Here is a 25022-nt window from a genome sequence, read left to right as displayed (position 1 = left end):
CCCTGTCCGGATCCTGGACGGCGGTGACGGTCCGTCCGGCGCCGCGCGGTCAGCGCCCGTCGGCCGCCAGAGGGCTTCTGAACAGCGGATTCAGGACGACCGTGGCGGCGGCGACCGGGAGCACCGCCGTCCCGGCATGCGGACTGACGATGCGCTCGGGGTCGCGGCAGACATGGGACAGGTCCACGGCGGCGCCGCGGATCTCCTCCAGGTAGTCGGGGTGCACCAGGCTGGCGTGCTCGGTGACCACGACGACGTCCGGATTGAGGACGTCGAGGAGCAGCGCGAGGGCCCGGCCGACCGCGCGGGCCCGTTCGCGCAGCAGCCGGTCGGCGCGCCGGTCCCCCGCCGCCGCGGCGTCCACCACCAGGAACGCGTCGGCGTCGGGCACGATCCCGCGCCGCACGGCGGTCCGGGCCAGAGCGGTGTTGGAGGCGGTGGCCTCCAGACAGCCGGACCGCCCGCACGGGCAGTCCGCGGTCGAGTCGGGCACCGGCAGATGGGCCACGTCACCGGCGCGCGATCCCGGCCCCTGGTGGACCACGCCCGCGATGCCGAACGCCGCGTCGACCACGTTGCCGACGAAGAGATGGACGAGGCTGCGGCGGGCCGCGGGCCGGCCGAACAGGATCTCGGACTGGGCGACGGCGCGGGCGTGGTTGTCGACGCGGACCCGGACCCCGCCCAGGTCGCGGCCGAGTTCGGCGGCGAGCGGCCGCTGCCGCCAGCCGAGGGCGTCGTGCCGCACGGCCGTTCCGGTGCCGGGGTCGACCCAGCCGCCGAGCGCCGCTCCCACCCCGAGCAGCCGCCGGCCCGGGGCCGCGTCGGCGAGGAAGGCGCGCAGCCCCCGGGCGATCCGGTGGGCGCGGGCGCCGGGGTCCGTGCCGTCGTCGGGCAGGGTGCGCCGGGCGAGGAGCCGGCCGCGCAGGTCGACCAGGCCGAAGGTCGAGGAGGGGACGCCGATGTGGACGCCGCCCACCACCGGGCCCGTGCTCTCACCGGTGTGCAGATCGACGGGGATCTGCGGGCGGCCCACCTTCGTGACGGCCTCCCGCCCGGCCAACTCCCGTACCAGGCCGCGCTCCACGAGGTCGGTGCACTGGCGGGAGACCGCGGCCGGGCTGAGTCCGGAGAGGTCCGCGATCGTGCGGCGGGCCACCGGTCCGTGGTCGAGGACGGTGCGCAGCACGGTGGCCGCGTTGGCCTCGCGCCGGCCGTCACCGGCCGCCCGGAAGACGTACGGGGCTGCGGTCATGGGGCCTTCCTCCGGTTCCGCGACCCCCGGGGGCGGTCGCAACATTGCGGGGGCGTGAATTCGTGCCGGGCCCCGGAGCCGTCTGCGGGGCCGTGCGTGCGCCACTCCCCGACCGGCCGGGGAAAGCGCAGTTCAGGGGCGTTCTCCTGGTGTGCGTCCGGCGGGCCGACGGGCCCCGCACAGGCGCCGATTGAACCACTCCGCACGGCGTTCGGGGGCGGCCGGGGGCGCTTGACGCACGCCGGGGCGCGCTGCGAGTCTCCGGAACATGTTCGCGACGGCCTCCACCGATGCGCGGCCGGTCCGCGCCGGCCGCCCCGCACCGCGCCCCGTGTGTCCGGGCCGCTGTCCCGCCGCCTGACCGGTTCCGCACCGCGGCCCCCGCGGCTCCCGCCCCGCACGCCGGCCACGCGCCGTTCCGTTCCGGGACGGCCCGTCCTCCCGTACCACCCGCCCTCGTGACGGCTCCACGTCCGGCACCGGGCGGCATCCGGCCGTCTTTATTTCCGCTCCGAAATCAATCGACTCCCCCGCCCGCCGGCCCCGTGCCGGTGCGGGGCGGGGAACGTCCTCTCCGAAGGGATCCACCCGTCATGACCACCACCGCACCCGCCACCGTCACCGTCCACAAGCTCGGCGGCCGGATCGGCGCCGTCGTCTCCGGGGTACGCCTGGGCGGCGACCTCGCGCCCGAGACCGTCGCCGCGATCCGGGCCGCGCTGCTGGCCCACAAGGTCGTCTTCTTCCGGGGCCAGGACCATCTGGACGAGGAGAGCCACGAGGCGTTCGGCCGGCTGCTCGGCACCCCGGTCGCCCACCCCACCGTCCCGTCGGCCGACGGCCGTTACTCGCTCGGCATCGACTCGGACCACGGCGGCCGGGCCAACCAGTGGCACACCGATGTGACGTTCGTGCCCGCGTACCCGGCCTTCTCCATCCTGCGGGCCGTCGTCGTCCCGCCGTACGGCGGCAACACCCTGTGGTCCAACACGGCGGCCGCGTACGCGGAGCTGCCCGCCGGGCTGCGCACCCTGGCCGACGGACTGCGCGCGGTCCACAGCAACGACTACGACTACGCCGCGGTGCGTCCCGACGCCCTGCCGGAGGCCCTGGCCCAGTACCGGGAGGTGTTCACGTCCACGAAGTTCCTCACCGAGCACCCGGTGGTCCGGGTGCACCCGGAGACGGGTGAGCGCGTCCTGCTGCTGGGCAACTTCGTCCAGCGGATCGCCGGGCTGAACGGACGGGACTCCCGGGCGCTCGTCGACCTGTTCCAGTCGCACATCGAGCGCCCGGAGAACACCGTGCGCTGGGACTGGCAGGTGGGCGACGTGGCCATCTGGGACAACCGGGCGACCCAGCACTACGGCGTCGACGACTCCGACACGCACGAGCGCAAGCTGCGGCGCGTCACCATCGACGGGGACGTCCCCGTCGGCACGGACGGCCGCACCTCCACGCTCCTCAGCCCGGAGACCGTGCCCGACCCGTCGTTCGGCATCCCCTCCGGCGCGTCGACGGCGGCGGCCGCGTCGTAGCCCGGGGCAGTCGCGGGCGGGCGGCCCCGTGCCGTCCGCCCGCGGGGTCACGGCAGCGGCAGTCCCGCGTAGTTCTCCGCGAATTCGGCGGCGGCGTGCGGCGAGTCCGCGATCCTGTCGAGCTGCGCACGCTGGAGCCGGGTGTCGAAGCCGCTCCGGTCCGGCGCGGTGTGCAGGGTCGTGGTCATGAACGACGAGAAGTGCTCGGCCCGCCACACCCGCCGCAGACAGGTGTCGGAGTACGCGTCCAGCAGATCGGCGGAGCCCGTCATGCGGAGCCGTTCCAGGGCGCGGGCGAGGACGACGACGTCGGCGACGGCCAGATTGAGGCCCTTGGCCCCGGTCGGCGGGACGATGTGGGCGGCGTCGCCGGCCAGCAGGACGCGCCCGTAGCGCATGGGCTCGGTGACGGAACTGCGCATCGGGAGCACGGACTTGGCGGTGATGGGGCCGCGCCGCAGCTCCCAGTCGCCGTCCACGGCGAAGCGGGCGTCGAGCTCGTCCCAGATCCGGCTGTCGGACCAGTCGGCCGGGTCGGTGCCGCCCGGCACCTGGAGATAGAGCCTGCTGACCTGGGGCGAGCGCATGCTGTGCAGGGCGAATCCGCGCGGTGAGTGGGCGTAGATCAGCTCGTCGCAGGAGGGCGGCACGTCGGCCATGATGCCGAGCCAGGAGTACGGGTACACCCGGTCGTAGGTCCGCCGGGCCGTTTCGGGGATCGCGGCGCGGGTCACCCCGTGGAAGCCGTCGCAGCCCACCACATAGGCGCAGTCGAGCCGTTCCTCCCGGCCGCGGTGCGTGTAGCGGACGACCGGCCGGTCGGTGTCGGCCCCCTCCACGGAGGTGACGGTCGCCTCGAAGAGCAGGGGCGGGCCGTCGTCGAGCTGGAGGGCGACGAGGTCCTTGACGACCTCCGTCTGCGCGTAGACCCAGACCCTGCGGCCCCCGGTCAGGGCGGGGAAGTCGATCCGGTGGGACCGGCGGTCCCAGCGCAGCTCGATCCCGTCGTGGACCAGTCCCCGCGCGTCGAGGCCCTGGGCGGCCCCGGCCTCGCGGAGCGCGTCGACGGTCGGCTGTTCCAGGATGCCGGCGCGCTGGCGCCGCTCGACGTAGGCGCGGTCGCGGCTCTCCAGGACCACACAGTCGATGCCCGCGCGGTGCAGCAGCCGGGCCAGCAGCAGTCCGGCCGGGCCGCCCCCGACGATTCCCACGGTGGTGTGCACGGTCACTTCTCCTCTGCGGGGCGGGCGAGTTCGGTGAGGATGCGGTCGGCCGCGGCGAAGGCGGCGTTGGCCGCCGGGACCCCGCAGTAGACGGCCGCCTGGAGCAGCACCTCGCGGACCTCCTCGGGGCCGAGGTCGCCGCTCTCCAGGGCGGCGCGCAGATGCAGGTCCCGTTCCTCGTGGTGGCCGAGGGCGATGAGGGCGGTGAGGGTGAGGCAGCGCCGGGTGCGGTGGTCGAGGCCGGGCCGGGTCCAGATCTCGCCCCAGGCGTAGCGGGTGATGAAGTCCTGGAAGTCGGCGGTGAACGGGGTCGTCCGGGCGGCGGCCCGGTCGACGTGGGCGTCCCCGAGGACCGAGCGGCGCCGGGCCGTTCCGGCGGAGTGCCGGGACGCGTCGTCGGCGGGGCGGTGCGGTGCGGCGGCGAAGTGGCCGCGGAGCGCGGCGGCGACGGCGGCGGGCCGTTCGACGTTGGCGAGATGGGCGGCGCCCGGCAGTTCGAGGAGGGCGGCCCCGGGGATGCCGTCGGCGAGCGCGCGGGCGTCGGCCACCGGGGTGGCCGGGTCCTCGCGCCCCGCGACGACGAGGGTGGGCGCGGTGATCCGGCCCAGGGCGTCGCGCAGGTCGTACGTGGCGAGGGCCTCGCACAGCGCGGCGTATCCGCCGGGGTCGACGTCGTGGAGCCCGGCGATCAGGGTGCGGGCGGCCGGTTCGCCGGCGAAGTCCGGGGTGAACCAGCGGCCCGCCGCCGTGGCGGCCACGGCCCCCGTCCCCCGGTCGCGTACGAGCGCCGCTCGGTCGTGCCAGGCGCGCGGATCGCCGAACCGGGCCGAGGAGCACACCAGGGCGAGCGCACTGACCCGGTCGGGGTGGTGGACGGCGAGCCAGGTGCCGACGGCGCCGCCGAGAGAGATCCCCGCGTACGCGAACCTGTCGATGCCGAGCGCGTCCGCGAGGTGAAGCACCTGCGCGGCGAGTCCGGCCACCCCGCCGCCGGTCGCGGCCGGCGAGCCGCCGTGTCCGGGCAGGTCCCAGCGCACGACCCGGTGGTCCCGGGCGAGGATCCCGGTCTGCGCGTCCCAGACGGACAGGGAGGTGCCGAGCGAGGGTCCGAGGAGGAGCGGGGGCGCGGCAGGGGGGCCGTCCTCGCGGTGGTGGAGCGGACGGGTGGGGGCGATTCCGGAAGGGTCCGGGGGTGGCATGGGTCCTCCTGGATGCGGCGGGTCGGAACGGGTGCGGGGGTGGCCTGCCGCCTCAGACCGGGGCCGGGCCCCGGCGCAGGGCCCGGTCGACGAGGGGGCCGGCCGCACCGGTGCTGCCGGACGGGTCGGTGAGGGGGGCGAGGTCGTCGTCGGACAGGGTGCCCGCGAGGGCGGGGTGTGCGGTGAGGGCGTCGCGGAAGGCGAGGGATTCGCGGGCGGTGCGGGCCGCCGCCTCGGCGACCGCCGTCCGGGCGGCGGCGCGTCCGAGGCGTGGGGCGAGCGCGGCGGCGATCCGTTCGCTGACGACGAGTCCGCCGGTCGCGTCCAGGTTCGCGCGCATGCGCCGGGGGTGGACCCGGAGCCCCTCGATGAGCGCGGCGGCGGCCTCGGCGGCTCCGCCGGTGGTGCGCAACGCCTCGCGCAGGGGCTGCCATTCGGCGTGCCAGGCGCCGGGCGGGCGTTCGTCCTCGGCGGTGAGCGCGCCGTACAGGACGGCGGCCAGCGCGGGCGTCTGCCGGGCGGCCGAGGCGATGAGCACGGCTCGGGCGGGGTTCGCCTTGTGGGGCATGGCGGAGGAGCCTCCCCCGCTGCCCTCGGCGAGTTCGCCGATCTCCGTGCGGGAGAGGACGAGGACGTCCGCCGCGATCTTCCCGAGGGCTCCGGAGGTGAGGGCCAGCGCCCCCGCGAGGTCGGCGACGGGGGTGCGCAGGGTGTGCCACGGCAGCGTGGGTACGGCGAGTCCGGTCTCGGCCGCGTAGGCCTCGACCAGGCGGATCGCGGCCCCCGGGTCGGGGTCGGACGGGTCCGTGAAGGCCGCCAGGGTGCCCGCCGCGCCGCCGAGTTGGACCGGCAGCCGGGCGAGGACGGCGGCGAGGCGGTCGCGGGCGTCGAGCACCAGGGCGCGCCAGCCGGCCGCCTTGAGGCCGAAGGTGGTCGGGACGGCGTGCTGGGTGAGGGTGCGGCCCGCCATCGGCGTGTCGCGGTGCTCGGCGGCGAGGCGGGCGAGGGCGGTCGCGGTGCGGTCCAGATCGGCCAGGACCGTGCGCAGTGCTCCGGCCGCGACCGTCATGGCCGCCGTGTCCAGGATGTCCTGGCTGGTCGCGCCCCGGTGCACCTGGGCGGCGGCCTCCGGGGCGTGCGCGGCGACGGCGGCCGTCAGGTCGGCGACCAGCGGGATGACCGGGTTGCCGCCGGCGCGGGCGCGGACCGCCAGGGAGCGGAGGTCGTATCCGCGTACGTCCCCGGCCGCGGCGACGGCGCGCGCGGTCCCGGGCGGGGCCTGGCCGAGCGCTTCGCGCGCGCGGACCAGGGCGGTCTCGGCGTCGAGCAGGGCCTGGAGGTACGCCGTGTCACCGGTCGCGTCCGCCACGGCCGTTCCGGCCCGTACGGGTGCCAGCAGTCCGATGTCGGCGGCGGGGTCAGCCGAAGTCAAGGAAGACCGTCTCCTCGTGTACGCCGTCGTGCTGGAGGCGGATGTCGAACCGGTGGACGCCGTCGCCCTCCGCCACCGTGATCAGGGTCGCGCGCCGTTCACCGGGCAGCCGGGCGAGGAGCCGGTCGCTGCCGAGGCCCGGGGCGTCGTGCAGGTAGGCGCGTGTGTACAGATGGTGGGTCAGTCCGCGGGCGAAGACCGCGAGGGCGAGGTAGGGGGCGCCGCCCGGGGGCAGGGTGCGTACGGCGTAGTGGCCGTCGGCGTCCGTCGGGACCCGGCCGAAGCCGGTGAAGGCGAGGCCGTGGCGGCCGGCGACCGCACCGGTGACGGGGTCGCGGCGCAGGGAGCCGGGTGCCCCGTGCCGCGATCCGTCGGGCGCGGGCTGCCACACCTCCACGAGCGCGTCCGGGACCGGATCCCCGGCCCCGTCGAGGACCCGGCCGTGCACGACGAGCGCGCCGGGGTGTCCGGGCGGGGCGAGGTCGCCGCCTCCGGTGAAGGGCAGGGCGTAACCGTAGAAGGGTCCGACGGTCTGCGACGGGGTGGGGCCGGGCGGCGGGGTGGCGGGCATCAGCGGCCTTCCTCGGTCCAGGTGGCGGACGGGCCGTCCAGGACGATGTCCCAGCGGTAGCCGAGCGAGCGTTCGGGGACGGATCGTTCGTGGTCGTACGCGGCGACGAGCCGTTCGCGCGCGGCGTCGTCGGTGACGGACTGGAGGATCGGGTCGTAGGGGAAGAGCGGATCGCCGGGGAAGTACATCTGGGTGACGAGCCGCTGGGTGAACGCGGTGCCGAACAGCGAGAAGTGGATGTGCGCGGGGCGCCAGGCGTTGGTGTGGTTGCGCCACGGGTAGGCGCCGGGCTTGACCGTGGTGAAGGCGTAGCCGCCCCGGTCGTCCGTCAGACAGCGGCCGACGCCCGTGAAGTGGGGGTCGAGCGGGGCGGGGTGCTGGTCGCGCAGGTGGGCGTAGCGGCCCGAGGCGTTGGCCTGCCAGATCTCGACGAGCTGGCCGCGCACGGGGCGGCCGGAGCGGTCGAGGACGCGGCCGGAGACGGTGATGCGTTCGCCGAGCGGTTCGCCGTGGTGCTGCCGGGTGAGGTCGTGGTCGAGGTCGGTGATGTCGGTGACGCCGAAGACGGGGCCGGAGAGTTCGACGGCCTCGGGGTCGTCGCCGACGGCTGTCAGGGGGGTGCGGGGGTGGCGCAGGGTGGTGGAGCGGTAGGGGGCGTAGTCCCGGGCGGGGTGCGGGCGGGCGGGGGCGCCGGCCGCGCGGGCGGCGGCGTAGGCGGTGCGGGCGGCGTCGATCTCGGCGGTGATCGCGGCCTGGCCGGGTGTGCGCGGGGCGGCACCGGTTCCGGCCCGGTCCGGTATGCGCGGGGTGGCGGGGGCGGTCATACGGGTCGGTCCTCACTCTCGTGTACGGGGGCGTCGGTGCGGGCGCGCACCTCGGCGGCGTCGACGCCGGGCGCGGTCTCGACCAGGAGCAGTCCGGCGGGGGTGACGTCCAGGACGGCCAGGTCGGTGATGACGCGGTGGACGCAGGCGCGGCCGGTGAGCGGCAGCGTGCAGCGCTCGACGAGCTTGGGGCTGCCGTCCTTGGCGGTGTGGGTCATGGTCACGATGACGCGGCGCGCCCCGTGCACGAGGTCCATGGCGCCGCCGATGCCGGTGACGAGCTGTCCGGGCACGGCCCAGTTGGCGAGGTCGCCGCGCGCGGAGACCTGCATGGCACCGAGGACGGCCGTGTCGATGTGGCCGCCCCGGATCATGGCGAAGGAGAGCGCCGAGTCGAAGAACGAGGCGCCGGGCAGGACCGTCACGGTCTCCTTGCCCGCGTTGATGAGGTCGGGGTCGACGTCCTCCTCGTACGGGAAGGGGCCGGTGCCGAGGATGCCGTTCTCGGACTCCAGGACGACGTGCACGTCCGGGGGCAGGTGGTTGGGGATCAGCGTCGGCAGGCCGATGCCCAGGTTGACGTACTCGCCGTCGCGGAGTTCGGCGGCCGCGCGGGCGGCCATCTCCTGGCGGGTCCAGCTCATCGGCGGCCGTCCTCGTCGGGGGTGGGGCGTGGGGTCACGGTGCGCCTCTCGATCCGTTTGGCGGCGGCCTGCGCGGGGGTGAGCGGGACGACGCGCCGGACGAAGACGCCGGGGAGGTGGACCTGGTCGGGGTCGATCGCACCGGGTTCGACGAGTTCCTCGACCTCGGCGACGGTGATCCGACCGGCCATGGCGGCGAGCGGGTTGAAGTTGCGGGCGGCCTTGCCGAAGACGAGGTTTCCGTGCCGGTCGCCCCGGGCGGCCCGGACGAGGGCGAAGTCGGTGCGGATGCCGTGCTCCAGGACGTGGGGGACGCCGTCGAAGTCGCGGACCTCCTTGGCCGGGGAGGCGACCGCGACGCCGCCGCGTCCGTCGTAGCGCCAGGGCATGCCGCCGTCGGCGACGAGCGTGCCGACCCCGGCCGGGGTGTAGAAGGCGGGGATGCCGGCGCCGCCGGCCCGCAGCCGCTCGGCGAGGGTGCCCTGCGGGATGAGTTCCAGTTCCAGTTCGCCGGCCAGGTACTGGCGGCCGAACTCCTTGTTGGCCCCGATGTACGAGCCGGTGACCCGGCTGATGCGGCCGGCGGCGAGCAGGGTGGCGAGCCCGGACTCCTGGGCGCCGCAGTTGTTGGAGACGACGCGCAGATCGCGGGTGCCCTGGGCGTGGAGGGCGGCGATCAGGGTGTCGGGGACGCCGCTGAGCCCGAATCCGCCCACCGCGAGCGAGGCGCCGTCCGGCACATCGGCCACGGCCCGCGCGGCGGAGGCGACCACTTTGTCCATGGGACGACTCCCCAGGTGTTCGCATAGTGAAGTTTTTTTCACTATTCTTGGCCCGGAGTCTGCCGCCGCCCCCGCGCCCCTGTCAACGGGCGGCCCGCCACCACCGCCGGGCCGCCCGTCGCCCGCTTCACTACTGTGTCCCCACCACGCACCACGGAGAGCCGATGCCACCGACCCCCACCGACCGCGCGACCGGCACGGAGCCGCCCGCCGAGGCCGTCACCCCGCTGATCCGGGGCATCGCCGTGCTGCGCCGCCTCACCGACGAGGGCGGCGCGATGAGCCCGAGCGCCCTCGAACGCGCCACCGGACTGGCCCGTTCCACGGTGGACCGGATCGTCGCGACCCTGGCCCGGATGGAATACGTCCGGGTGGAGGGCCGCGATGTGGTGCTCGCCCCGCGCCTGCTGGAGCTGGGCAACGCCTATCTCTCCGCGCTGCGCCTCCCGGACCTGCTCGGCGGGCGCGCCGACGCGCTGGCCGACGCGCTCGACGAATCGGTCTCCCTCGCGGTGGCCGACGGCGACGGCATCCGCTTCGTCCATCAGGCCACCCGGCGCCGCGCGATGTCGCTCAGCTTCCGCATCGGCGATCCGCTGCCCGTCGAACGGACCGCTCCCGGACCGCTGTTGGCGGCCGGCTGGGACGAGGAGGAGTGGCGGAGGTGGCGGGAGCGCCGGGCCGCCGACCCGGACGGCGGGGCCTTCCCGGCGGCGCCGCCCCGTCCGCCGGCCGACGAGGCGGAGTTCGCCGCACGGGCCGGGCGGGCGGGGCGGGACGGCTGGGCCCTGGACGACCAGCTGATCGAACCGGGGCTCGTCGCCCTCGCCGTACCGGTGCCTGCCCCGGACGGCGCCCCGGCCTGCTTCCTCAGCGTCGTCAGCCACACCAGCCGGCACACCGCCGCCTCCCTGCGCGAGACCCTGCTGCCCCGGCTGCTGGCGGCGGCCGGGGAGATGGCACGGGAGCTGCGCGAGGCGCCGCCCGCCGCCCCGGACTCCCCCACCGCGCTCGCCTCCTGGACCGGCGCGTCCAAACAGGAGCTGGGCCGCGACTTCAACGAGTCCCTGGCCCGGGGCCTGAGCGTGCCGGCCGCCTTCGGCGCCGGCCGGGACGCGCTCACCCTGAGCGAGGTGGCCCGCGCCACCGGTCTGGCCAGGGCGACCGCCCGACGGGCCCTGATCACCCTGGAACACCTCGGCTACGTCACCGTGCGCGACCGGACGCACCACCTCACCCCGCGCGTACTCGCCCTCGGCTACCCGCCGTTGTCCCGGGCGGCGCTCCCGCAGATCGCCCAGCCGCACCTCGCGGCGCTCACCGGGCGGGTCCGGGACTCGGCCTCCCTGGCCGTACTCGTCGGGGACGAGGTCCAGTACGTCGCACGGGTCGCGACGCGGCGCATCATGAACGTCAACATCACGGTGGGGACGCGCTTTCCGGCGTACGCCACCTCGATGGGCCGGGTGCTGCTGGCCGCCCTGCCGGAGGCCGAACGCGACGCCCGGCTCGCGCGGAGCACGCCGCACGCCCTCACCGGGCGCACCGTCACCGACCGGGACGAGCTGCGCACCGTCCTGGACCGGGTCCGCGCCGAGGCGTGGGCGCTCGTCGACGAGGAACTGGAGGCGGGTCTGCGCTCACTGGCCGTTCCGGTCCGTGACCGCCACGGATCGGTGGTCGCGGCGGTGAACGTGGCCATGCACGCCGGCAGCCGCACCCTTGAGGAGTGCGCCTCGGAGGTGCTGCCCGCCCTGCGCGAGGCGGCGGCCCGCATCGAGGCGGATCTTCACCTCACCGAACGGTTCGTCCGCGTCCCCGCCCTCTGAGCCGGCCCGCCAGAGTGGACTTGCCAGTCCATTTCTCGCTTTCTACGGTGCGGGGACCGCGTCCGGCGAACCGGCCGGGCGCACCTCCCGAGGCGAGAGGCGTCTGTCATGCACGCGATTCACATCGAGCACCACGGCGGTCCCGAGGCGATGCTCTGGTCGCACCGGCCCGACCCGGCCCCCGGTCCCGGCGAGGCCCTGGTCCGGCTCGCCGCCGCCGGGGTCAACTTCATGGACGTCGGCGCCCGCTCCGGCGAGGCGGCCACATGGCCCGCCCCGACGGGACTCGGCGTCGAGGGCATGGGGTACGTGACGGCGCTGGGCGAGGGCGTGGCCGGCCTGTCCGTCGGCGACCGGGTGGCCTGGTTCTACCACCCGGGCAGTTACGCGGAGCTGCTGGCCGTGCCCGCCGCCGCGCTGGTCCCCGTCCCCCACGACGTACCGGACGAGACCGCGGCGGCGATCATGATGCAGGGGCTCACCGCACACCACTTCACCACCGCCACGTACGCCGTCCGGCCCGGTGACACGGCGGTCGTGCACGCGGCGGCCGGCGGGGTGGGGCTGGTGCTCACCCAGATGATCAAGGCGCGCGGCGGGCGGGTCATCGGTCTGGTGTCGCGGCCCGAGAAGGCCGCAGCCGCCGAGGAGGCGGGCGCCGACCACGTCCTCGTCTCCTCGGGCCCCGGCTTCGAGGACCGGGTGCGGGAGCTGACCGGCGGCGAGGGCGCGCACGTGGTGTACGACGGCGGCGGCACGGCCACGTTCCGCTCCTCCCAGCTGGCGCTGCGCCGGCACGGGGTGCACGCCTACTACGGGCCGTTCATGGGCGTGCCGTCCCTCTCCGTGACCGATCTGCCGCGCAGCATCCTGCTGACGTACCCGACCGTTCAGGACCACGTGCCCACCCGGCAGGCGCTGCTCGACCGGTCCGCGGAGGTGTTCGACCTGGTCCGCTCGGGACACGTCGTCCCCCGGATCGGCGGCCGCTACCCGCTCGCCGAGGCCGCGCGGGCCCACCGCGCCCTCGAATCCCGCCGCACCACCGGCAAGCTGCTGCTCCTGCCCTGACCGCCGGACCGGCGGTTCAATGGACTCCCCTGCCGCAGAAGGAGACCCGTGCCACTGACCCCCAAGGGCGCCGCGACCCGCGGGCGCATCGTCGAGGGCGCCGCCGACGCGATCCGGCTCCACGGCGTGTTCGCGCTCACCCTGGACGACGTGCTCGCCGCGACGTCGACCAGCAAGAGCCAGCTGTTCCACTACTTCCCCGGCGGGAAGGACGAACTGATGCTGGCGGTCGCCCGCCACGAGGCGGACCGGATCATCGGCGACCAGCAGCCGGAGCTGGGCGCCCTCACCTCGTGGGCGGCCTGGGAGCGCTGGCGGGACAAGGTCGTCGCCCGCTACCGCTCCCAGGGAAGCGACTGCCCGCTGGACATCGCCCTGTCGCGGGTCGGCGCGTCCACGGACGGGGCCCGCGCCGTGGCGACCGGGCTGCTGGAGCACTGGCAGGCCGAACTGGCCGCCGGGATCCGCCATATGCAGTCCCGCGGGGAGATCGACGGGGACCGGGACGCGGACCGCTCGGCGGCGGCCCTGCTGGCCGGAATCCAGGGCGGCGTGGTGATCCTCCTGACCACCGGCCGCATCGGGAACCTGGAGGCCGCGCTCGACCAGGGGATCGCCGATCTGCGGCGCCGCACGGCCGTCGCGCCGTGAGGGGCCGCATCAATCCACGGGCCCCGTCGGGGGCCGGCTGTTAAGATCGTCGTGCTGTCCGGCAGCGGGCCGCGTGTGACGAGGAGACCAGACATGGCAGGCGACGACGACATCTCCGGGTGAGACCCGGTAGTGATCGGCCACCGCGGGCGCCCAGAAGCGTCGGCGAAGTGGCCATGTCGTTGTCCCTTTCGGCCATTCTCCGGACGGCAGTCCGTGCCGACTCCGGAATGCACACACCGAGGTCTTCCGTATGTCCGACGCATCCATCATCTGCTCCCAGCTCTCCTTCTCCTGGCCCGACGACACCCCCGTCTTCGCCGGGCTCTCCTTCACCGTGGGCCCCGGCCGCACGGGCCTCGTCGCGCCCAACGGATCGGGCAAGAGCACCCTGCTCCGGCTGATCGCGGGCGAGCTGCGCCCCACCGGCGGCTCCGTCACCGTGGAGGGCACGCTGGGTTATCTCCCGCAGACCCTTCCGCTGACCGGCGATCTGTCGGTGGCCGAGGTCCTGGGCGTCGACGCGGTGATCCGCGCGCTCGACGCCGTCGAGTCCGGCGACGTGGACGAGAAGCACTTCGCCGTGATCGGCGACGACTGGGACATCGAGGAGCGCACCCGCGCCCAGCTCGACCGGCTCGGTCTCGGCGGCCTCGCCCTGGACCGGGGCATCGGCACGCTCAGCGGCGGCCAGGTCGTCTCGCTGGGGCTGGCCGCACAGCTGCTGAAGTCGCCGGACGTGCTGCTGCTGGACGAGCCGACGAACAATCTGGACCTGGACGCCCGCCATGCCCTCTACGACACGCTGGAGACGTGGAACGGCACGCTGCTGCTCGTCAGCCACGACCGGGCCCTGCTCGACCGCATGAACCGCATCGCCGAGCTGAACGCGGGCGAACTGCGGCTGTACGGGGGCGACTTCACCGCGTACGAGGAGGCCGTCCGGGCCGAGCAGGAGGTCGCCGAGAAGAACGTCCGCAACGCCGAGCAGGAGCTGAAGCGCGAGAAGCGGGAGATGCAGCAGGCCCGGGAGCGGGCCGAGCGCCGGGCGAGCAACGCCGCCCGCAATCTCAAGAACGCGGGCCTGCCGCGCATCTTCGCCGGGAACATGAAGCGCGGCGCCCAGGAGTCCGCGGGCCGGGCCGGTCAGACCCACGCCGCCCGGGTGGGCGAGGCCAAGGCCCGGCTCGACGAGGCCGGGCGCGCGGTGCGCGACGACCAGCACATCACGCTCGACCTGCCGGACACCGATGTCCCGGCCGGGCGGACGGTGCTGCTCGCCGAGGGGCTCCAGGTCCGTCTCGGCGACCGGGAGCAGTTCGCCGCGCCGGGCATCGACCTGACGGTCCGGGGCCCCGAGCGCATCGCGCTGACCGGCCCCAACGGGGCGGGAAAGAGCACCCTGCTGCGGTTGGTCACCGGCGATCTGGAACCGTCCGCGGGCAGCATCAGGCGGGCGGACGGGCGGATCGCCTATCTGTCGCAGCGCCTCGATCTGCTGGACTCCGCCCGCACGGTGGCGGAGAACTTCGCGGACTTCGCCCCGCACCGCACGGAGGCGGAGCGGATGAACCTGCTGGCCCGCTTCCTGTTCCGCGGGGACCGCGCCCATCTGCCCGTCGCCGTGCTGTCGGGCGGGGAGCGGCTGCGCGCCACCCTGGCCTGCGTGCTCTGCGCGGAGCCGGCCCCGCAGCTGCTGCTCCTGGACGAGCCGACCAACAACCTCGACCTGGTCAGCGCCGACCAGCTGGAGAGCGCGCTCGGCTCGTACCGGGGCGCGTTCGTGGTCGTCAGCCACGACGAGCGGTTCCTGGAGAGGATCGGGGTGGAGCGCCGGCTGCGGCTGGCCGACGGGGTGCTCACGGAGACCGGGGTGCCGCTGTCATGACCTCCTGACGTGCGGTTCCGGCCCGTCGACCGGCGGGCCGTCCAACGACCCCGTGGGAGTCCTTTCATGGCTAGGCATCATCCTCTGTCCCCTTCCACCCCGTCCGCCCTGCTCGCCCACGACCTCGTCCGCGTCCTCGGCGGACGGCGCGTCCTGGACGGGGTCTCCCTCACCGCGTCCCCCGGCCACCGCATCGGCCTCATCGGGGAGAACGGGGTCGGCAAGTCGACGCTGCTGCGGCTGCTGGCCGGTGCGGACGCACCGGACTCCGGCTCCGTGACCCGCCCCGCCGATGTGGGCTTCCTCCACCAGGAGATGGCGTACGACGCCGGGGCGACGATCGCCGACGTCCTGGACGAGGCGCTGCGCGAGGCCCGCGCCGATGTCGCGGAGCTGGAGCGGCTCTCGGCACGGCTCGCCGGGACCGACGAGAGCTCCCCGGAGTACGCCGCGCTGCTGGAGGCGTACGGCGGGCTGCTGGAGCGGGCCGAGGAGCGTGAGGTCTGGGACGCCGACCGGCGCGCCGGGGTCCTGCTGACCGGGCTCGGTCTCGGCGCGCTGGAGCACGGGCGGACGCTCGGTTCGCTGTCGGGCGGTCAGCGCGGCCGGCTGGCGCTCGCCGCGCTGCTGGTGCGGCGGCCCGGCGCCCTGCTGCTGGACGAGCCGACGAACCATCTCGACGACGAGGCGGCGGCGTTCGTCGAGGAGCAGATGCGGGCCGTGACCGGTCCGGTGGTGATCGCCAGCCACGACCGGGCCTTCCTGGACGCCGTCTGCACGGATCTGGTCGACCTCGATCCCGCGGTCGACGGTCCGGTGCGGTACGGCGGGGACTACACCGGCTATCTGGCCGGGAAGCGTGCCGAACGGGCGCGCTGGGAGCGGCGGTTCGCCGCGGAGGAGCAGGAGCTGGCCGCGCTGCGGCGGTCGGCGGACGTGACCGCCCGTGCCGTCGCGCCGGACCGGGGCCCGCGCGACAGCGAGAAGATGGGCTACGGGCTGCGGGCGGGCCGGGTACAGAGCCAGATCGCCCGCCGGGTCCGCAACGCCTCGCGCCGGGTGGAGGAACTGGAGCGCACCCGGGTCCCCCAGCCGCCCCCGCCGCTGCGGTTCCGGCACACCGCCCTGACCGGGGAGTCGGAGGACGGCACGCTGGTGTCGCTGCGCGGCGTCAGCGTCCCGGGCCGGCTCTCGGTCGACCGTCTCGATGTGACGGCACGGGACCGGCTGCTGGTGACCGGCGGCAACGGCGTGGGCAAGTCCACGCTGCTGGCGGTCATCGCCGGGCGGCTGGAGGCGCGGGGCGAGGTGGAGCGGCGGCCGGACCTGTTCTGGGCGATGCTCGCCCAGGACACCCGCTTCGCCCGTCCGGAGCGCACGGTCCGGACGGTGTACGAGGCCACGCTCGGCGCCGAGCGGGCCGAGGCGGTGCCGCTCGCCTCGCTGGGGCTGATCCACGCGCACGACGTCGACACCCCGGTGGGGCGTCTGTCGGCCGGTCAGCGACGGCGGCTGGCCCTGGCGATGCTCACGGCGCGTCCGCCGGAGCTCCTGCTGCTGGACGAGCCGACCAACCATCTGTCGCCGCGCCTGTGCGACGAGTTGGAGGACGCGCTCGGTCCCGGGCCCGGGGCGGTGGTCGTGGCCAGTCACGACCGCTGGCTGCGGCGGCGCTGGCAGGGGCGGGAGGTCCGGCTCGGCGCGTGACCGCCCGGGGCCCCGGCTCCCCCGGGGCCCGGCCCGTCTCCCTCAGCCGGCCGGGGGCTGTTCGCCGACCTCGATCAGGAGGGCCTGGGCCGGGTCGAGGGTCGGGAGGGGCAGCCCGGCGCGGGTGAGCACGGTGCCGGGCATGGGCACCCAGCCGTCGAGCGCGGCCCCGTACCAGGCGGGGGCGGTCACCTGGTGGAAGGACGGCAGCCCGGCCTCGGTGCGGATCCTGATGCGGTAGGCGCGCTCCGGAGCGAGACCCGGGAGGGGCACCCGGCCCGACTGGGCCGGTACGGACGTCGCGGTGCGGGCCCAGCAGTACAGGGCGGTGCGGGCGTCGGGGGCGACGACGCCGTGGAGATACGTGGCGTCGTCGCCCAGGTCGGCGCGGACGACGCGTCCACCGTGCAGCAGACCGCGTACCTCCTTGTACAGCGCGGCCCAGCGGGTCAGCGCGGCCCGTTCGTCCGGGGTGCGGGCGGTCAGGTCGTCCTCGATGCCGGCGTGCCCGAACAGGGCGGTGATCAGGCGGAACGAATCGTCGGTGACCCGGGCGGTCGTGTGGCTGCGGGGTCCGCCGACATGGGCGCCGACGAGTTCGGGCGGCAGTAGCTGCCCGGTCCAGCGCTGGACCGCCTGGCGTTCGACGGGGTCGTTGCAGTCCGAGGCCCAGACGCGGTCGGTGCGGGCGAGGACGCCGAGGTCGACCCGGCCGCCGCCGCTGGAGCAGGACTCGATCTCCAGGCCGGGGCGGCGGGCCCTGAGCGTGTCCATCAGCCGGTACAGGGCGTGTGTCTGGGCGTGTGTGCCCGGCCGGTCGCCGCCGTGGGCGTCGCGGTGCACGGCCTCGTGCAGGTCCCGGTTGTGGTCCCACTTCAGGTAGTCGATGCCGTACGCGCCGACCAGCGCGTCCAGCGATTCCAGGAGGTGGGCGAACGCGCCTTCGTGGGCCACGTCGAGCACGTACTGGTGCCGGGACGCCGGTCCGAGTCCGGCCGACGGACCGAGGATCCATTCGGGGTGCTCCCGGGCGAGCCGCGAGTCGAGGTTGACCATCTCCGGTTCCACCCAGAGGCCGAACTCCATGCCGTGGCCGTGCACCCGGTCGGCCAGCGGGCCCAGCCCGTCGGGCCAGACGGCCGGGTCCACGGTCCAGTCGCCGAGGCCGGCGGTGTCGTCGCGGCGGCCGAGGAACCAGCCGTCGTCCAGGACGAGCCGTTCCACGCCGACGGCGGCCGCCGCGTCGGCCAGGGCGAGCAGCCGTTCGGGCCGGTGGTCGAAGTAGACGGCCTCCCAGGTGTTGAGGGTCAGCGGGCGCGGGGAGGAGGGGTGGCCGGGGCGGGAGCGGAGCAGGGTGTGGAAGCGGTCGGCCAGGCCGTCGAGTCCGTCGGCGGACCAGGCGAAGAAGCACTCGGGCGAGGTGTAGGAGTCTCCGGGGGCGAGCCGGATCTCGCCGGGCACGAGGAGTTCCCCGCCGCCGAGGACCGCGCCGTGCACGCCCGCGCCCTCGGGGCGGCGCTCGGCCAGCCAGCGCTGGTTGCCGCTCCAGCCGACGTGGACCGCCCAGACCTCTCCCGTACGGAAGCCGAAGCCGGGCACGCCGACGGTGAGCAGATGCGGGGCGTCGTGCCCGGGGCGACCCCGGCGGACCTCGCGGACGTGCCCGGTGTGGGTGAGCGGGGTGCGCTGCGGTGCGCGTTCGCGGCACCAGGTGCCGGTGAAGTCCATGACCTCCTGGGCCCGGCCGGGCAGCGGGAGCATCACGGTGGCGGCGGCGAGGTCGTACGGGGCGGTGCCGGGGGCGTCCGCCGGGGCGGCGATCCGGGTGCGCACGGCGAGGATGCCGGAGGGGTCGAGCCGGTAGGTGAGCGTGTGGTCGAGTCCCGCGTCGTCGTCGTGGAGGTCGATCACGAGGGAGTCGGCGCTCTCCTCGGTGCCGGTCGTCCTGAGCCGCGGGGTGGTGGCGGTGCCGGCGCGGTGGCCCGCGTGGCCGGGGGTCCCCGACCAGCCCTCGGCCTGGGCGGGCCAGACCGTGAACCGGCGGGGCTCGTCCGGGGCGCAGTGCAGCCCGGCGCCGTCCCCCGACAGGGCGAGGGCCGCGAGCGCGTCGTCGTCGAGCGGGCCGAGGTCCTCGCCCCAGTGGAGCACGCGGGGCACCGGGGCGAGCAGTTCGACGGCGAGGCTCACCCCGCCCGCGCGCAGATAGACGATCCGGGCGGTGCTGCGGGTCATGCGGGGTCCTCTCCGGTCCGGGGTCGGTCTACGGCACGGCGACGTGGCGGCCCCCGGCGCCCGGAAGGCACGACCGGAGCCGTCACCGCCTCCCGGTCCGCACCCGGGCCGACACCTCACCCGCCATGGCATGCCCATGCTGGTGCTGTCGGAACCCCGGTGATCGCCCACGCGTGATCCGGGAAGCGGTGCGCGGCGGCTCCTCCGTCGCTCTCCGGCCGACCGCCCTCGGTGATAGCCTCGTCGAGGAATTCTCGGCTGGTGACCATGTGGGAGAGGTGAGGTTCATGACCGTGGTCAAGACCGCTGCTGTCGGCAGCACCCGTGTCGTCCTCACGTCCCGGGTCCCGGTCTGAGTCCGTTCTTCTCCACCCTGCTCTGAGCGTGTCCGCTCGCACGGTGGTGTGACGTCCTGACGGGGCCCCCGTTCAAAGGTCTCTCACGTTGTCGTCCTCCTCCTTCACCTCTTCGTCGTCCTCCGATGCGGTCCCGGAGGCGATCCGCACCGGCCGGTCGGCCGGCATCACCGCTCCCCCGCCCTCCCCTTGCCTCCCCCTCCCCCTCCACGAAACGGACCCGGCTCTCCTCATGAACGACTCCGCCACCTGGACCACCCGCCCCGAGACGGCCGACGACATCGACGCGATCCGCGAGGTCAACCTCGGCGCGTTCCCGACCCCGTTGGAGGCCGATCTCGTCGAGGCCCTGCGCACCGATCCGGCCTGGATTCCCGGCCTCTCCCTGGTCGCGGACGCCCCGGACGGGACCCTCGCGGCCTTCGCGCTGCTGACCCGGTGCCGCATCGACGACTCCCCGGCCCTCGTGCTGGGGCCGTGCGCCGTACTTCCCGCGTATCAGAGGACGGGCGCGGGATCCGCCGTGATCCGTGCCGCGCTCGAAGCGGCGCGGGTCCGGGGCGAGAACGTCGTCACCTGCCTGGGGCACCCGGACTACTACCCGCGGTTCGGGTTCGTCCCGGCCTCGGGGTACGGCATCCGCCCCGCCTTCGAGGTTCCCGACGAGGCCATGATGGTCCTCGCCCTCGACTCCACGGCTCCCGTACCGTCGGGCGTCATCCGCTATCCGGCGCCCTTCGGCGTCTGACGCACAGCGCTCCGGTCGGCCCGCCACTGTCAGGCGGCGGGCCGACCGGCCGTGGCGGCCCGCACCGCGTCCCCGCCGGTCACGGTTCCGTGGTGGCGGGCAGCCGGTCCCGGGTGTCGTGGTGGATCGGCGTGCCCGCCCCGGTCAGCCGGGTGCCCGTGCCGCCCCGGCGTTCGGCGACGATCTCGGCGACGATCGAGAGGGCGGTCTCCTCCGGGGTGCGGGCGCCGAGGTCGAGGCCGATCGGGGAGTGGAGGCGGTTCAGTTCCCGGTCGGTGAGGCCGGCTTCGCGCAGCCGGCGTTCGCGGTCCTCGTGGGTGCGGCGGGATCCCATCGCACCGACGTAGGCGACGGGGAGCCGAAGGGCGGTCTCCAGCAGGGGGATGTCGAAGCGGGGGTCGTGGGTGAGGACGCAGAGGACGGTGCGGGCGTCGGTCGCGGTGCTCGCGAGATAGCGGTGCGGCCAGTCGACGACGAGGTCGTCGGCGTCGGGGAAGCGCGCGCGGGTGGCGAAGACCGGACGGGCGTCGCAGACCGTCACATGGTGGCCGAGGAACTTGCCGGCCCGGACGAGTGCCGTGGCGAAGTCCACCGCGCCGAACACGATCATCCGGGGCGGGGGCACGCTGCACTCGACGAAGAGCGTCAGTCCGCCGGGGCAGCCCGATCCGTCCTCCGCGAGTTCGGCGGAGCCGGTGCGGCCCGTGTCCAGCAGGGCGCGGGCCTCGGCCGCCGCCACCCGGTCCAGCTCCGGCCGCCGGCCGAGCGTGCCCTCGTACGAGCCGTCGGCGCGGACCAGCAGGGCCTGCCCGAGGAGGTCGTCCGGGCCCCTGGCGACGCGGGCGAGCGCGGCGGGCTCGCCGCGCACCGCGGCCTCGACCGCCGCCGCGAACACCGGTGTCCCCGCGCGCACCGGGGTGACCAGGACGTCGAGGACGCCGCCGCAGGTGAGTCCCACGGCGAAGGCGTCCTCGTCGCTGTAGCCGAACCGGCCGCGCGCGGTCCGGCCGTCCTGGAGGGCCTGGACGCAGAGTTCGTAGACCTCGCCCTCGACGCAGCCGCCGGAGACCGAGCCGATGGCGGTGCCCTCGGTGTCGACGGCCAGGGCCGCGCCGGGGCCCCGGGGGGCGCTGCCGCCGACCCGCACCACGGTGGCGACGGCGAAGTCCCGGCCCTCCCGGGACCATTGGTGCAGGTCGGCGGCGATGTCAAGCACCCGGTGTTCCCTCCTGTGCCGCGGTGAGGACGCGGTCGGGGCGGATCGGCAGGCTGCGGTGGCGTACGCCGGTGGCGTGCCAGACGGCGTTGGCGACGGCGGCGGCCGCACCGACGATGCCGACCTCGCCGATGCCCTTGATCCCGACCGGGTCCTGCGGGTCGTGGTCGTCGACCCAGTCCGCCTCGACGCGGGTCACGTCGGCGTGGGCGGCGACGTGGTATCCGGCCAGGTCGGCGTTGACGTAGCCGCCGGAGTGCCGGTCGCGGACCGCTTCCTCGTGCAGGGCCATGGACAGGCCCCAGGTCATCCCGCCGACGAGCTGGCTGCGGGCGGTGAGCGGGTTGACGACGGTGCCCGCGGCGAAGATGCCGAGCATCCGGCGGACCCGGACCTCACCGGTGGTGGTGTCGACGGCCGCCTCCGCGAACTGGGCGCCGTAGGAGTGCCGCTCCAGCTGGGCCAGGGCCTCGACGGCCTGCGAGGTGTCCGACCGGGTGGTGAGGCCCTCGGGCGGGATCGTCCCGCCGAGTGCGAGCGTCTCGCGCAGTTCCCCGGCCGCGAGCCGTACGGCCCAGGCCCAGGAGCGGGTACCCATGGAGCCGCCCGCGATCCAGGCGGGGCCGATGTCGCTGTCGCCGAGCAGGATCCGGACGCGGCCCGGGTCCACGCCCAGCGCGTCGGCCGCGACGGAGAGCATCGCGGTCCGGGCGCCGGTGCCGATGTCCGCCGCGTTGACCCGTACGGTGAAACGGCCGTCCGGCAGGGCGGTCGCGGAGGCCGTGGAGGGGCCGACGCCGGAGGGGAAGGTGGCCGCGGCCACCCCGGTCCCGAGGAGCCAGCGTCCCTCGCGGCGCGTCCCGGGGCGCGGGTCCCGGCCGGCCCAGCCGAACCTGCGGGCCCCCTCCTCCAGACAGGCCCGCAGATTCCGCTTGCTGAAGGGCAGTCCGGACACGGGTCCGGCCTCCGGCTCGTTGCGCAGCCGCAGTTCGACCGGGTCCAGGCCGCATTTCTCGGCCAGTTCGTCGATGGCCGACTCCAGGGCGAAGGAACCCGGTGTCTCGCCGGGGGCCCGCATCCAGGTGGGCGTCGGCACATCGAGCCGCACCACGCGGTGTCCGGTGCGGTGCGCGTCGGCGTCGTACATGACGCGTGCCACCGTGGCGCTGGGCTCGATGAACTCGTGCACGGTGGAGGTGAGGCTGAGCGCCTGGTGGTCGAGGGCCAGCAGCCTGCCGCCGGCGTCGGCGCCGAGCGTCACGCGCTGGTGGGTGGGGCTGCGGAAGCCGACGAGCGAGAACATCTGGCGCCGGGTCAGCACCACGCGGACGGGGCGCTGCAGCACCGTGGTCGCCATCACGGCGCCGACCTGGTGGGGGGCGAGCCCCTTGGAGCCGAAGCCGCCGCCGACGTGCTCGGAGCGGACGCGCACGGAGCCGGGGTCGAGGGAGAACAGGGAGGCGAGTTCGTTCGCCACCCAGGAGGTGCCCTGGTTGGAGTCGACGACCTCCAGCCGGCCGCCGTCCCACCGCGCGGTCGCCGCGTGCGGCTCCATGGAGTGGTGGTGCTCCTCGGGGGTCGTGTACTCCTCGTCCACGACGTACGCGGAGGCCGCCAGCCGCTCCGCGAGGTCCCCCTTCTCCGTGCCCGCCCCGGGCATCGCCTCCTCGGGAACGTACGCGCCGGGATGCCCGGCGGCGAACTCCACGTCGTGCGGCTCCTGTTCGTACTCCACGAGCAGCGCGCCCGCGGCCTCCCTGGCCTGTTCGGAGGTCTCGGCGACGACGAGGGCGACGGGCCAGCCCATGAACGGGATCCGGTCGTGCTGGAAGAGGCCGACGACCGGATTGGGCCGGCCGAGCATGCCGATGTACCCGGTGTCGACGCGGGGCGCGTTGCCGTGGTGGAGCACGGCCAGGACCCCGGTCATGGCGAGGGCCGGGGCGTCGTCCAGGGAGCGGATGCGGCCGCGGGCCACGGTCGACAGGACGAGCCAGCCGTGGGCCAGGCCGGCGAACGGGATCTCGCCCGCGTAGCGGGCGGCCCCGGTGACCTTCTCCCGGCCCTCCACACGCGTCCGTGCGGTGCCGACGGCACGGCCGGTCGTCGTGGTGTCGGTCGTCGTGGTCATCGGGCGGCCTCCTGGGCGAGTTCGGTGAGGACGGCGACGACGAGGTTGCGCATCAGCGTCACCTTGTACCCGTTGTCCGGCAGGGCCCGTGCGGCGGCCAGTTCGGCGTCGGCCGCCGCGCCGAAGGCCGCGGTGTCCGCCGGGCCCCCGGTCAGGACCCGTTCGGCCTCGTGGGCCCGCCAGGGCCGGGAGGCGACCGCGCCCAGGGCGAGACGCGCCTCGCGCACGACGCCGTCGCGGATGTCGAGCCCGGCCGCGACCGAGCCGATGGCGAAGGCGAACGAGGCGCGCTCGCGCACCTTGCGGTAGCGGGAGTGCGCCGCGGCGGCGGCCGGCGGCACCGTGACACCGGTGATCAGCGCCCCGGGCGGCAGGTCCGTCTCCAGGTGCGGGGTCCGGCCCACGGGCCGGTAGAACGCGGACAGCGGCAGGACGCCGGGGCCCTCGGCCGTCTCGTACGACACCACGGCGTCGAAGGCCGCGAGGGCGACCGCCATGTCCGAGGGGTGGGTGGCCACGCAGTGCTCGGAGGCGCCGAGGATCGCGTGGTTGCGGTGTTCGCCGGCGAGGGCGGGGCAACCGCTGCCCGGGGTGCGCTTGTTGCACGGCTTGGAGGTGTCGCCGAAGTAGCCGCAGCGGGTGCGCTGGAGCAGATTGCCGCCGACGGTGGCCATGTTGCGGAGCTGGCCGGAGGCGCCGGCCAGGACGGCCTGGGCGAGGGCGGGGTAGTGGCGGCGCACCTCGGGGTGGGCGGCGAGGTCGCTGTTGGTGACGGTCGCCCCGATGCGCAGCCCGCCCTCCGGGGTGAACACGATCTCGCCGAGGGGCAGTTCCTGGACGTCGACGAGGAGGGCCGGGCGCTCCACCCCGGCCTTCATGAGGTCGACGAGATTGGTGCCGCCGCCGAGGAGCCGGGCCTCGGGCTCGGCCGCGAGCAGGGCGACCGCCCCGGCGACGGTGTGCGCGCGCTCGTATCCGAACTCCCTCACGCGGCGGCCCCCTCGGACTCGGTGCCGGCCGCGGTCCGTTCGGCGGCGCGGGCGACGGCCCGGACGATGGACATGTACGCGCCGCAGCGGCAGAGGTTGCCGCTCATCCGTTCCCGGATCTCCTCGTCGGTGAGCACCGGCGGTCCCGCCTCGGGCCGCACGTCCTCGGTGGCGGCACTGGGCCAGCCGGCCGCGTGCTCCTCGATGACCGCGAGGGCGGAGCAGATCTGGCCGGGGGTGCAGTAGCCGCACTGGTAGCCGTCGAGGTCGAGGAAGGCCTGCTGCACCGGGTGGAGCCGGTCGCCGTCGGCGACGCCCTCGATGGTGGTGACCGCGCGCCCCTCGGCGGCGACGGCGAGCTGGAGGCAGGAGACCGTGCGCCGCCCGTCGAGCAGGACCGTGCAGGCCCCGCACTGTCCCTGGTCGCAGCCCTTCTTCGTGCCGGTGAGATCGAGACGTTCGCGGAGTGCGTCGAGCAGGGTGGTGCGGTGGTCGACGGGAAGCGTGTATTTTTCGCCATTGATGTGCAGCGTGATGGCGCTGGACGTCGATGGGGACATGGTCGGCCTTCCTTCGTATTGCTTGAGCGCGTCGAAACAAGACGAATCCGGTGGGCACACCGGACGGAACAGGGCGATACGTGGGGCGTGAACAGTTCACAGGAGACGGGTCGGCCGGTCCGGCCGGAAGCACCGTTAGGGTACGGGGGGAGCGGACAGCTGTCCGGTTGTCCGTC

Annotated in this window: 20 protein-coding genes; 7 read left to right on the top strand and 13 right to left on the bottom strand. The window is 75.1% G+C overall.

Going from position 1 to position 25022, the window contains the following annotated elements; all coding sequences use genetic code 11:
* Positions 1-49 precede the first annotated feature (49 nt).
* Positions 50-1255 carry an ROK family protein gene (locus tag ACZ4FH_RS10815; RefSeq protein WP_467303848.1) on the bottom strand — a complete coding sequence of 402 codons (1206 nt, stop codon included), beginning with the start codon at positions 1253-1255 and terminating at the stop codon, positions 50-52.
* Between the two features lie 593 nt (positions 1256-1848).
* Here ACZ4FH_RS10815 and ACZ4FH_RS10810 point away from each other — a divergent pair.
* Entirely contained in the window at positions 1849-2793 is a 945-nt protein-coding gene (locus tag ACZ4FH_RS10810; RefSeq protein WP_467303847.1) for a TauD/TfdA dioxygenase family protein, read from the top strand.
* 47 nt (positions 2794-2840) lie between these two features.
* Here the strand turns inward: ACZ4FH_RS10810 and ACZ4FH_RS10805 are convergent, their stop codons facing one another.
* The 7 genes from ACZ4FH_RS10805 to ACZ4FH_RS10775 are packed head-to-tail and all read right to left on the bottom strand — an operon-like array spanning position 2841 to position 9468.
* Positions 2841-4016, bottom strand: coding sequence for a 4-hydroxybenzoate 3-monooxygenase (locus ACZ4FH_RS10805; protein ID WP_467303845.1), 1176 nt, complete (start codon positions 4014-4016; stop codon positions 2841-2843).
* Between the two features lie 2 nt (positions 4017-4018).
* Positions 4019-5215, bottom strand: a complete 1197-nt coding sequence (gene pcaDC / locus ACZ4FH_RS10800; protein ID WP_467303844.1) for a bifunctional 3-oxoadipate enol-lactonase/4-carboxymuconolactone decarboxylase PcaDC — start codon at positions 5213-5215, stop codon at positions 4019-4021.
* 52 nt (positions 5216-5267) lie between these two features.
* Complete coding sequence (pcaB, locus tag ACZ4FH_RS10795; RefSeq protein WP_467303842.1) at positions 5268-6647, bottom strand: 3-carboxy-cis,cis-muconate cycloisomerase; 1380 nt, start codon at positions 6645-6647, stop codon at positions 5268-5270.
* Positions 6634-7218, bottom strand: a complete 585-nt coding sequence (pcaG, locus tag ACZ4FH_RS10790; RefSeq protein WP_467303840.1) for a protocatechuate 3,4-dioxygenase subunit alpha — start codon at positions 7216-7218, stop codon at positions 6634-6636. The genes pcaB and pcaG overlap by 14 nt, the downstream gene beginning before the upstream one ends.
* Positions 7218-8042 (bottom strand): protocatechuate 3,4-dioxygenase subunit beta, encoded by an 825-nt coding sequence (pcaH, locus tag ACZ4FH_RS10785; protein ID WP_467303839.1) that lies wholly within the window; start codon positions 8040-8042, stop codon positions 7218-7220. Before pcaH ends, pcaG begins: the two co-directional genes overlap by 1 nt.
* Complete coding sequence (locus ACZ4FH_RS10780) at positions 8039-8686, bottom strand: CoA transferase subunit B (RefSeq protein WP_467303838.1); 648 nt, start codon at positions 8684-8686, stop codon at positions 8039-8041. Before ACZ4FH_RS10780 ends, pcaH begins: the two co-directional genes overlap by 4 nt.
* Complete coding sequence (locus ACZ4FH_RS10775) at positions 8683-9468, bottom strand: CoA transferase subunit A (protein WP_467303836.1); 786 nt, start codon at positions 9466-9468, stop codon at positions 8683-8685. Before ACZ4FH_RS10775 ends, ACZ4FH_RS10780 begins: the two co-directional genes overlap by 4 nt.
* 164 nt (positions 9469-9632) lie before the next feature.
* On the opposite strand from ACZ4FH_RS10775, the gene ACZ4FH_RS10770 reads away from it, so the two are divergent.
* The 5 genes from ACZ4FH_RS10770 (at position 9633) to ACZ4FH_RS10750 (ending at position 16614) form a co-directional block, all read left to right on the top strand.
* Positions 9633-11297 (top strand): IclR family transcriptional regulator domain-containing protein, encoded by a 1665-nt coding sequence (locus ACZ4FH_RS10770; protein WP_467303834.1) that lies wholly within the window; start codon positions 9633-9635, stop codon positions 11295-11297.
* Positions 11298-11405: 108 nt separating this feature from the next.
* On the top strand, positions 11406-12368 hold the full coding sequence (locus ACZ4FH_RS10765) for a quinone oxidoreductase family protein (protein ID WP_467303832.1): 963 nt from the start codon (positions 11406-11408) through the stop codon (positions 12366-12368).
* Positions 12369-12416: 48 nt separating this feature from the next.
* Positions 12417-13019: a TetR/AcrR family transcriptional regulator gene (locus ACZ4FH_RS10760; protein ID WP_467303831.1), complete on the top strand. Its 603-nt coding sequence runs from the start codon at positions 12417-12419 to the stop codon at positions 13017-13019.
* A gap of 253 nt (positions 13020-13272) precedes the next feature.
* Positions 13273-14907: a ribosomal protection-like ABC-F family protein gene (gene abc-f / locus ACZ4FH_RS10755; protein WP_467303830.1), complete on the top strand. Its 1635-nt coding sequence runs from the start codon at positions 13273-13275 to the stop codon at positions 14905-14907.
* A gap of 66 nt (positions 14908-14973) precedes the next feature.
* Positions 14974-16614 carry an ABC-F family ATP-binding cassette domain-containing protein gene (locus ACZ4FH_RS10750; RefSeq protein ID WP_467303829.1) on the top strand — a complete coding sequence of 547 codons (1641 nt, stop codon included), beginning with the start codon at positions 14974-14976 and terminating at the stop codon, positions 16612-16614.
* 42 nt (positions 16615-16656) lie between these two features.
* On the opposite strand, the gene ACZ4FH_RS10745 is transcribed toward ACZ4FH_RS10750, so the two are convergent.
* On the bottom strand, positions 16657-18846 hold the full coding sequence (locus ACZ4FH_RS10745) for an alpha-galactosidase (protein WP_467303828.1): 2190 nt from the start codon (positions 18844-18846) through the stop codon (positions 16657-16659).
* Positions 18847-19434: 588 nt separating this feature from the next.
* On the opposite strand from ACZ4FH_RS10745, the gene ACZ4FH_RS10740 reads away from it, so the two are divergent.
* Positions 19435-19950, top strand: a complete 516-nt coding sequence (locus ACZ4FH_RS10740) for a GNAT family N-acetyltransferase (RefSeq protein WP_467303826.1) — start codon at positions 19435-19437, stop codon at positions 19948-19950.
* A gap of 79 nt (positions 19951-20029) precedes the next feature.
* Here ACZ4FH_RS10740 and ACZ4FH_RS10735 read toward each other — a convergent pair whose 3' ends face one another.
* From ACZ4FH_RS10735 to ACZ4FH_RS10720, 4 genes are read right to left on the bottom strand one after another with little or no spacing between them, the layout of a single operon-like run.
* Positions 20030-21166 carry an XdhC family protein gene (locus ACZ4FH_RS10735; RefSeq protein WP_467303825.1) on the bottom strand — a complete coding sequence of 379 codons (1137 nt, stop codon included), beginning with the start codon at positions 21164-21166 and terminating at the stop codon, positions 20030-20032.
* Complete coding sequence (locus ACZ4FH_RS10730) at positions 21159-23297, bottom strand: xanthine dehydrogenase family protein molybdopterin-binding subunit (RefSeq protein WP_467303824.1); 2139 nt, start codon at positions 23295-23297, stop codon at positions 21159-21161. Before ACZ4FH_RS10730 ends, ACZ4FH_RS10735 begins: the two co-directional genes overlap by 8 nt.
* Positions 23294-24286 carry an FAD binding domain-containing protein gene (locus tag ACZ4FH_RS10725; protein ID WP_467303823.1) on the bottom strand — a complete coding sequence of 331 codons (993 nt, stop codon included), beginning with the start codon at positions 24284-24286 and terminating at the stop codon, positions 23294-23296. Before ACZ4FH_RS10725 ends, ACZ4FH_RS10730 begins: the two co-directional genes overlap by 4 nt.
* Positions 24283-24846, bottom strand: a complete 564-nt coding sequence (locus tag ACZ4FH_RS10720) for a (2Fe-2S)-binding protein (RefSeq protein WP_467303821.1) — start codon at positions 24844-24846, stop codon at positions 24283-24285. Before ACZ4FH_RS10720 ends, ACZ4FH_RS10725 begins: the two co-directional genes overlap by 4 nt.
* Positions 24847-25022: the final 176 nt, after the last annotated feature.

The organism is Streptomyces sp. NPDC024555 (assembly GCF_055559335.1).
Note: the sequence above shows the minus strand (reverse complement) of the source record. Positions and strands in the feature narration are given on the sequence as shown.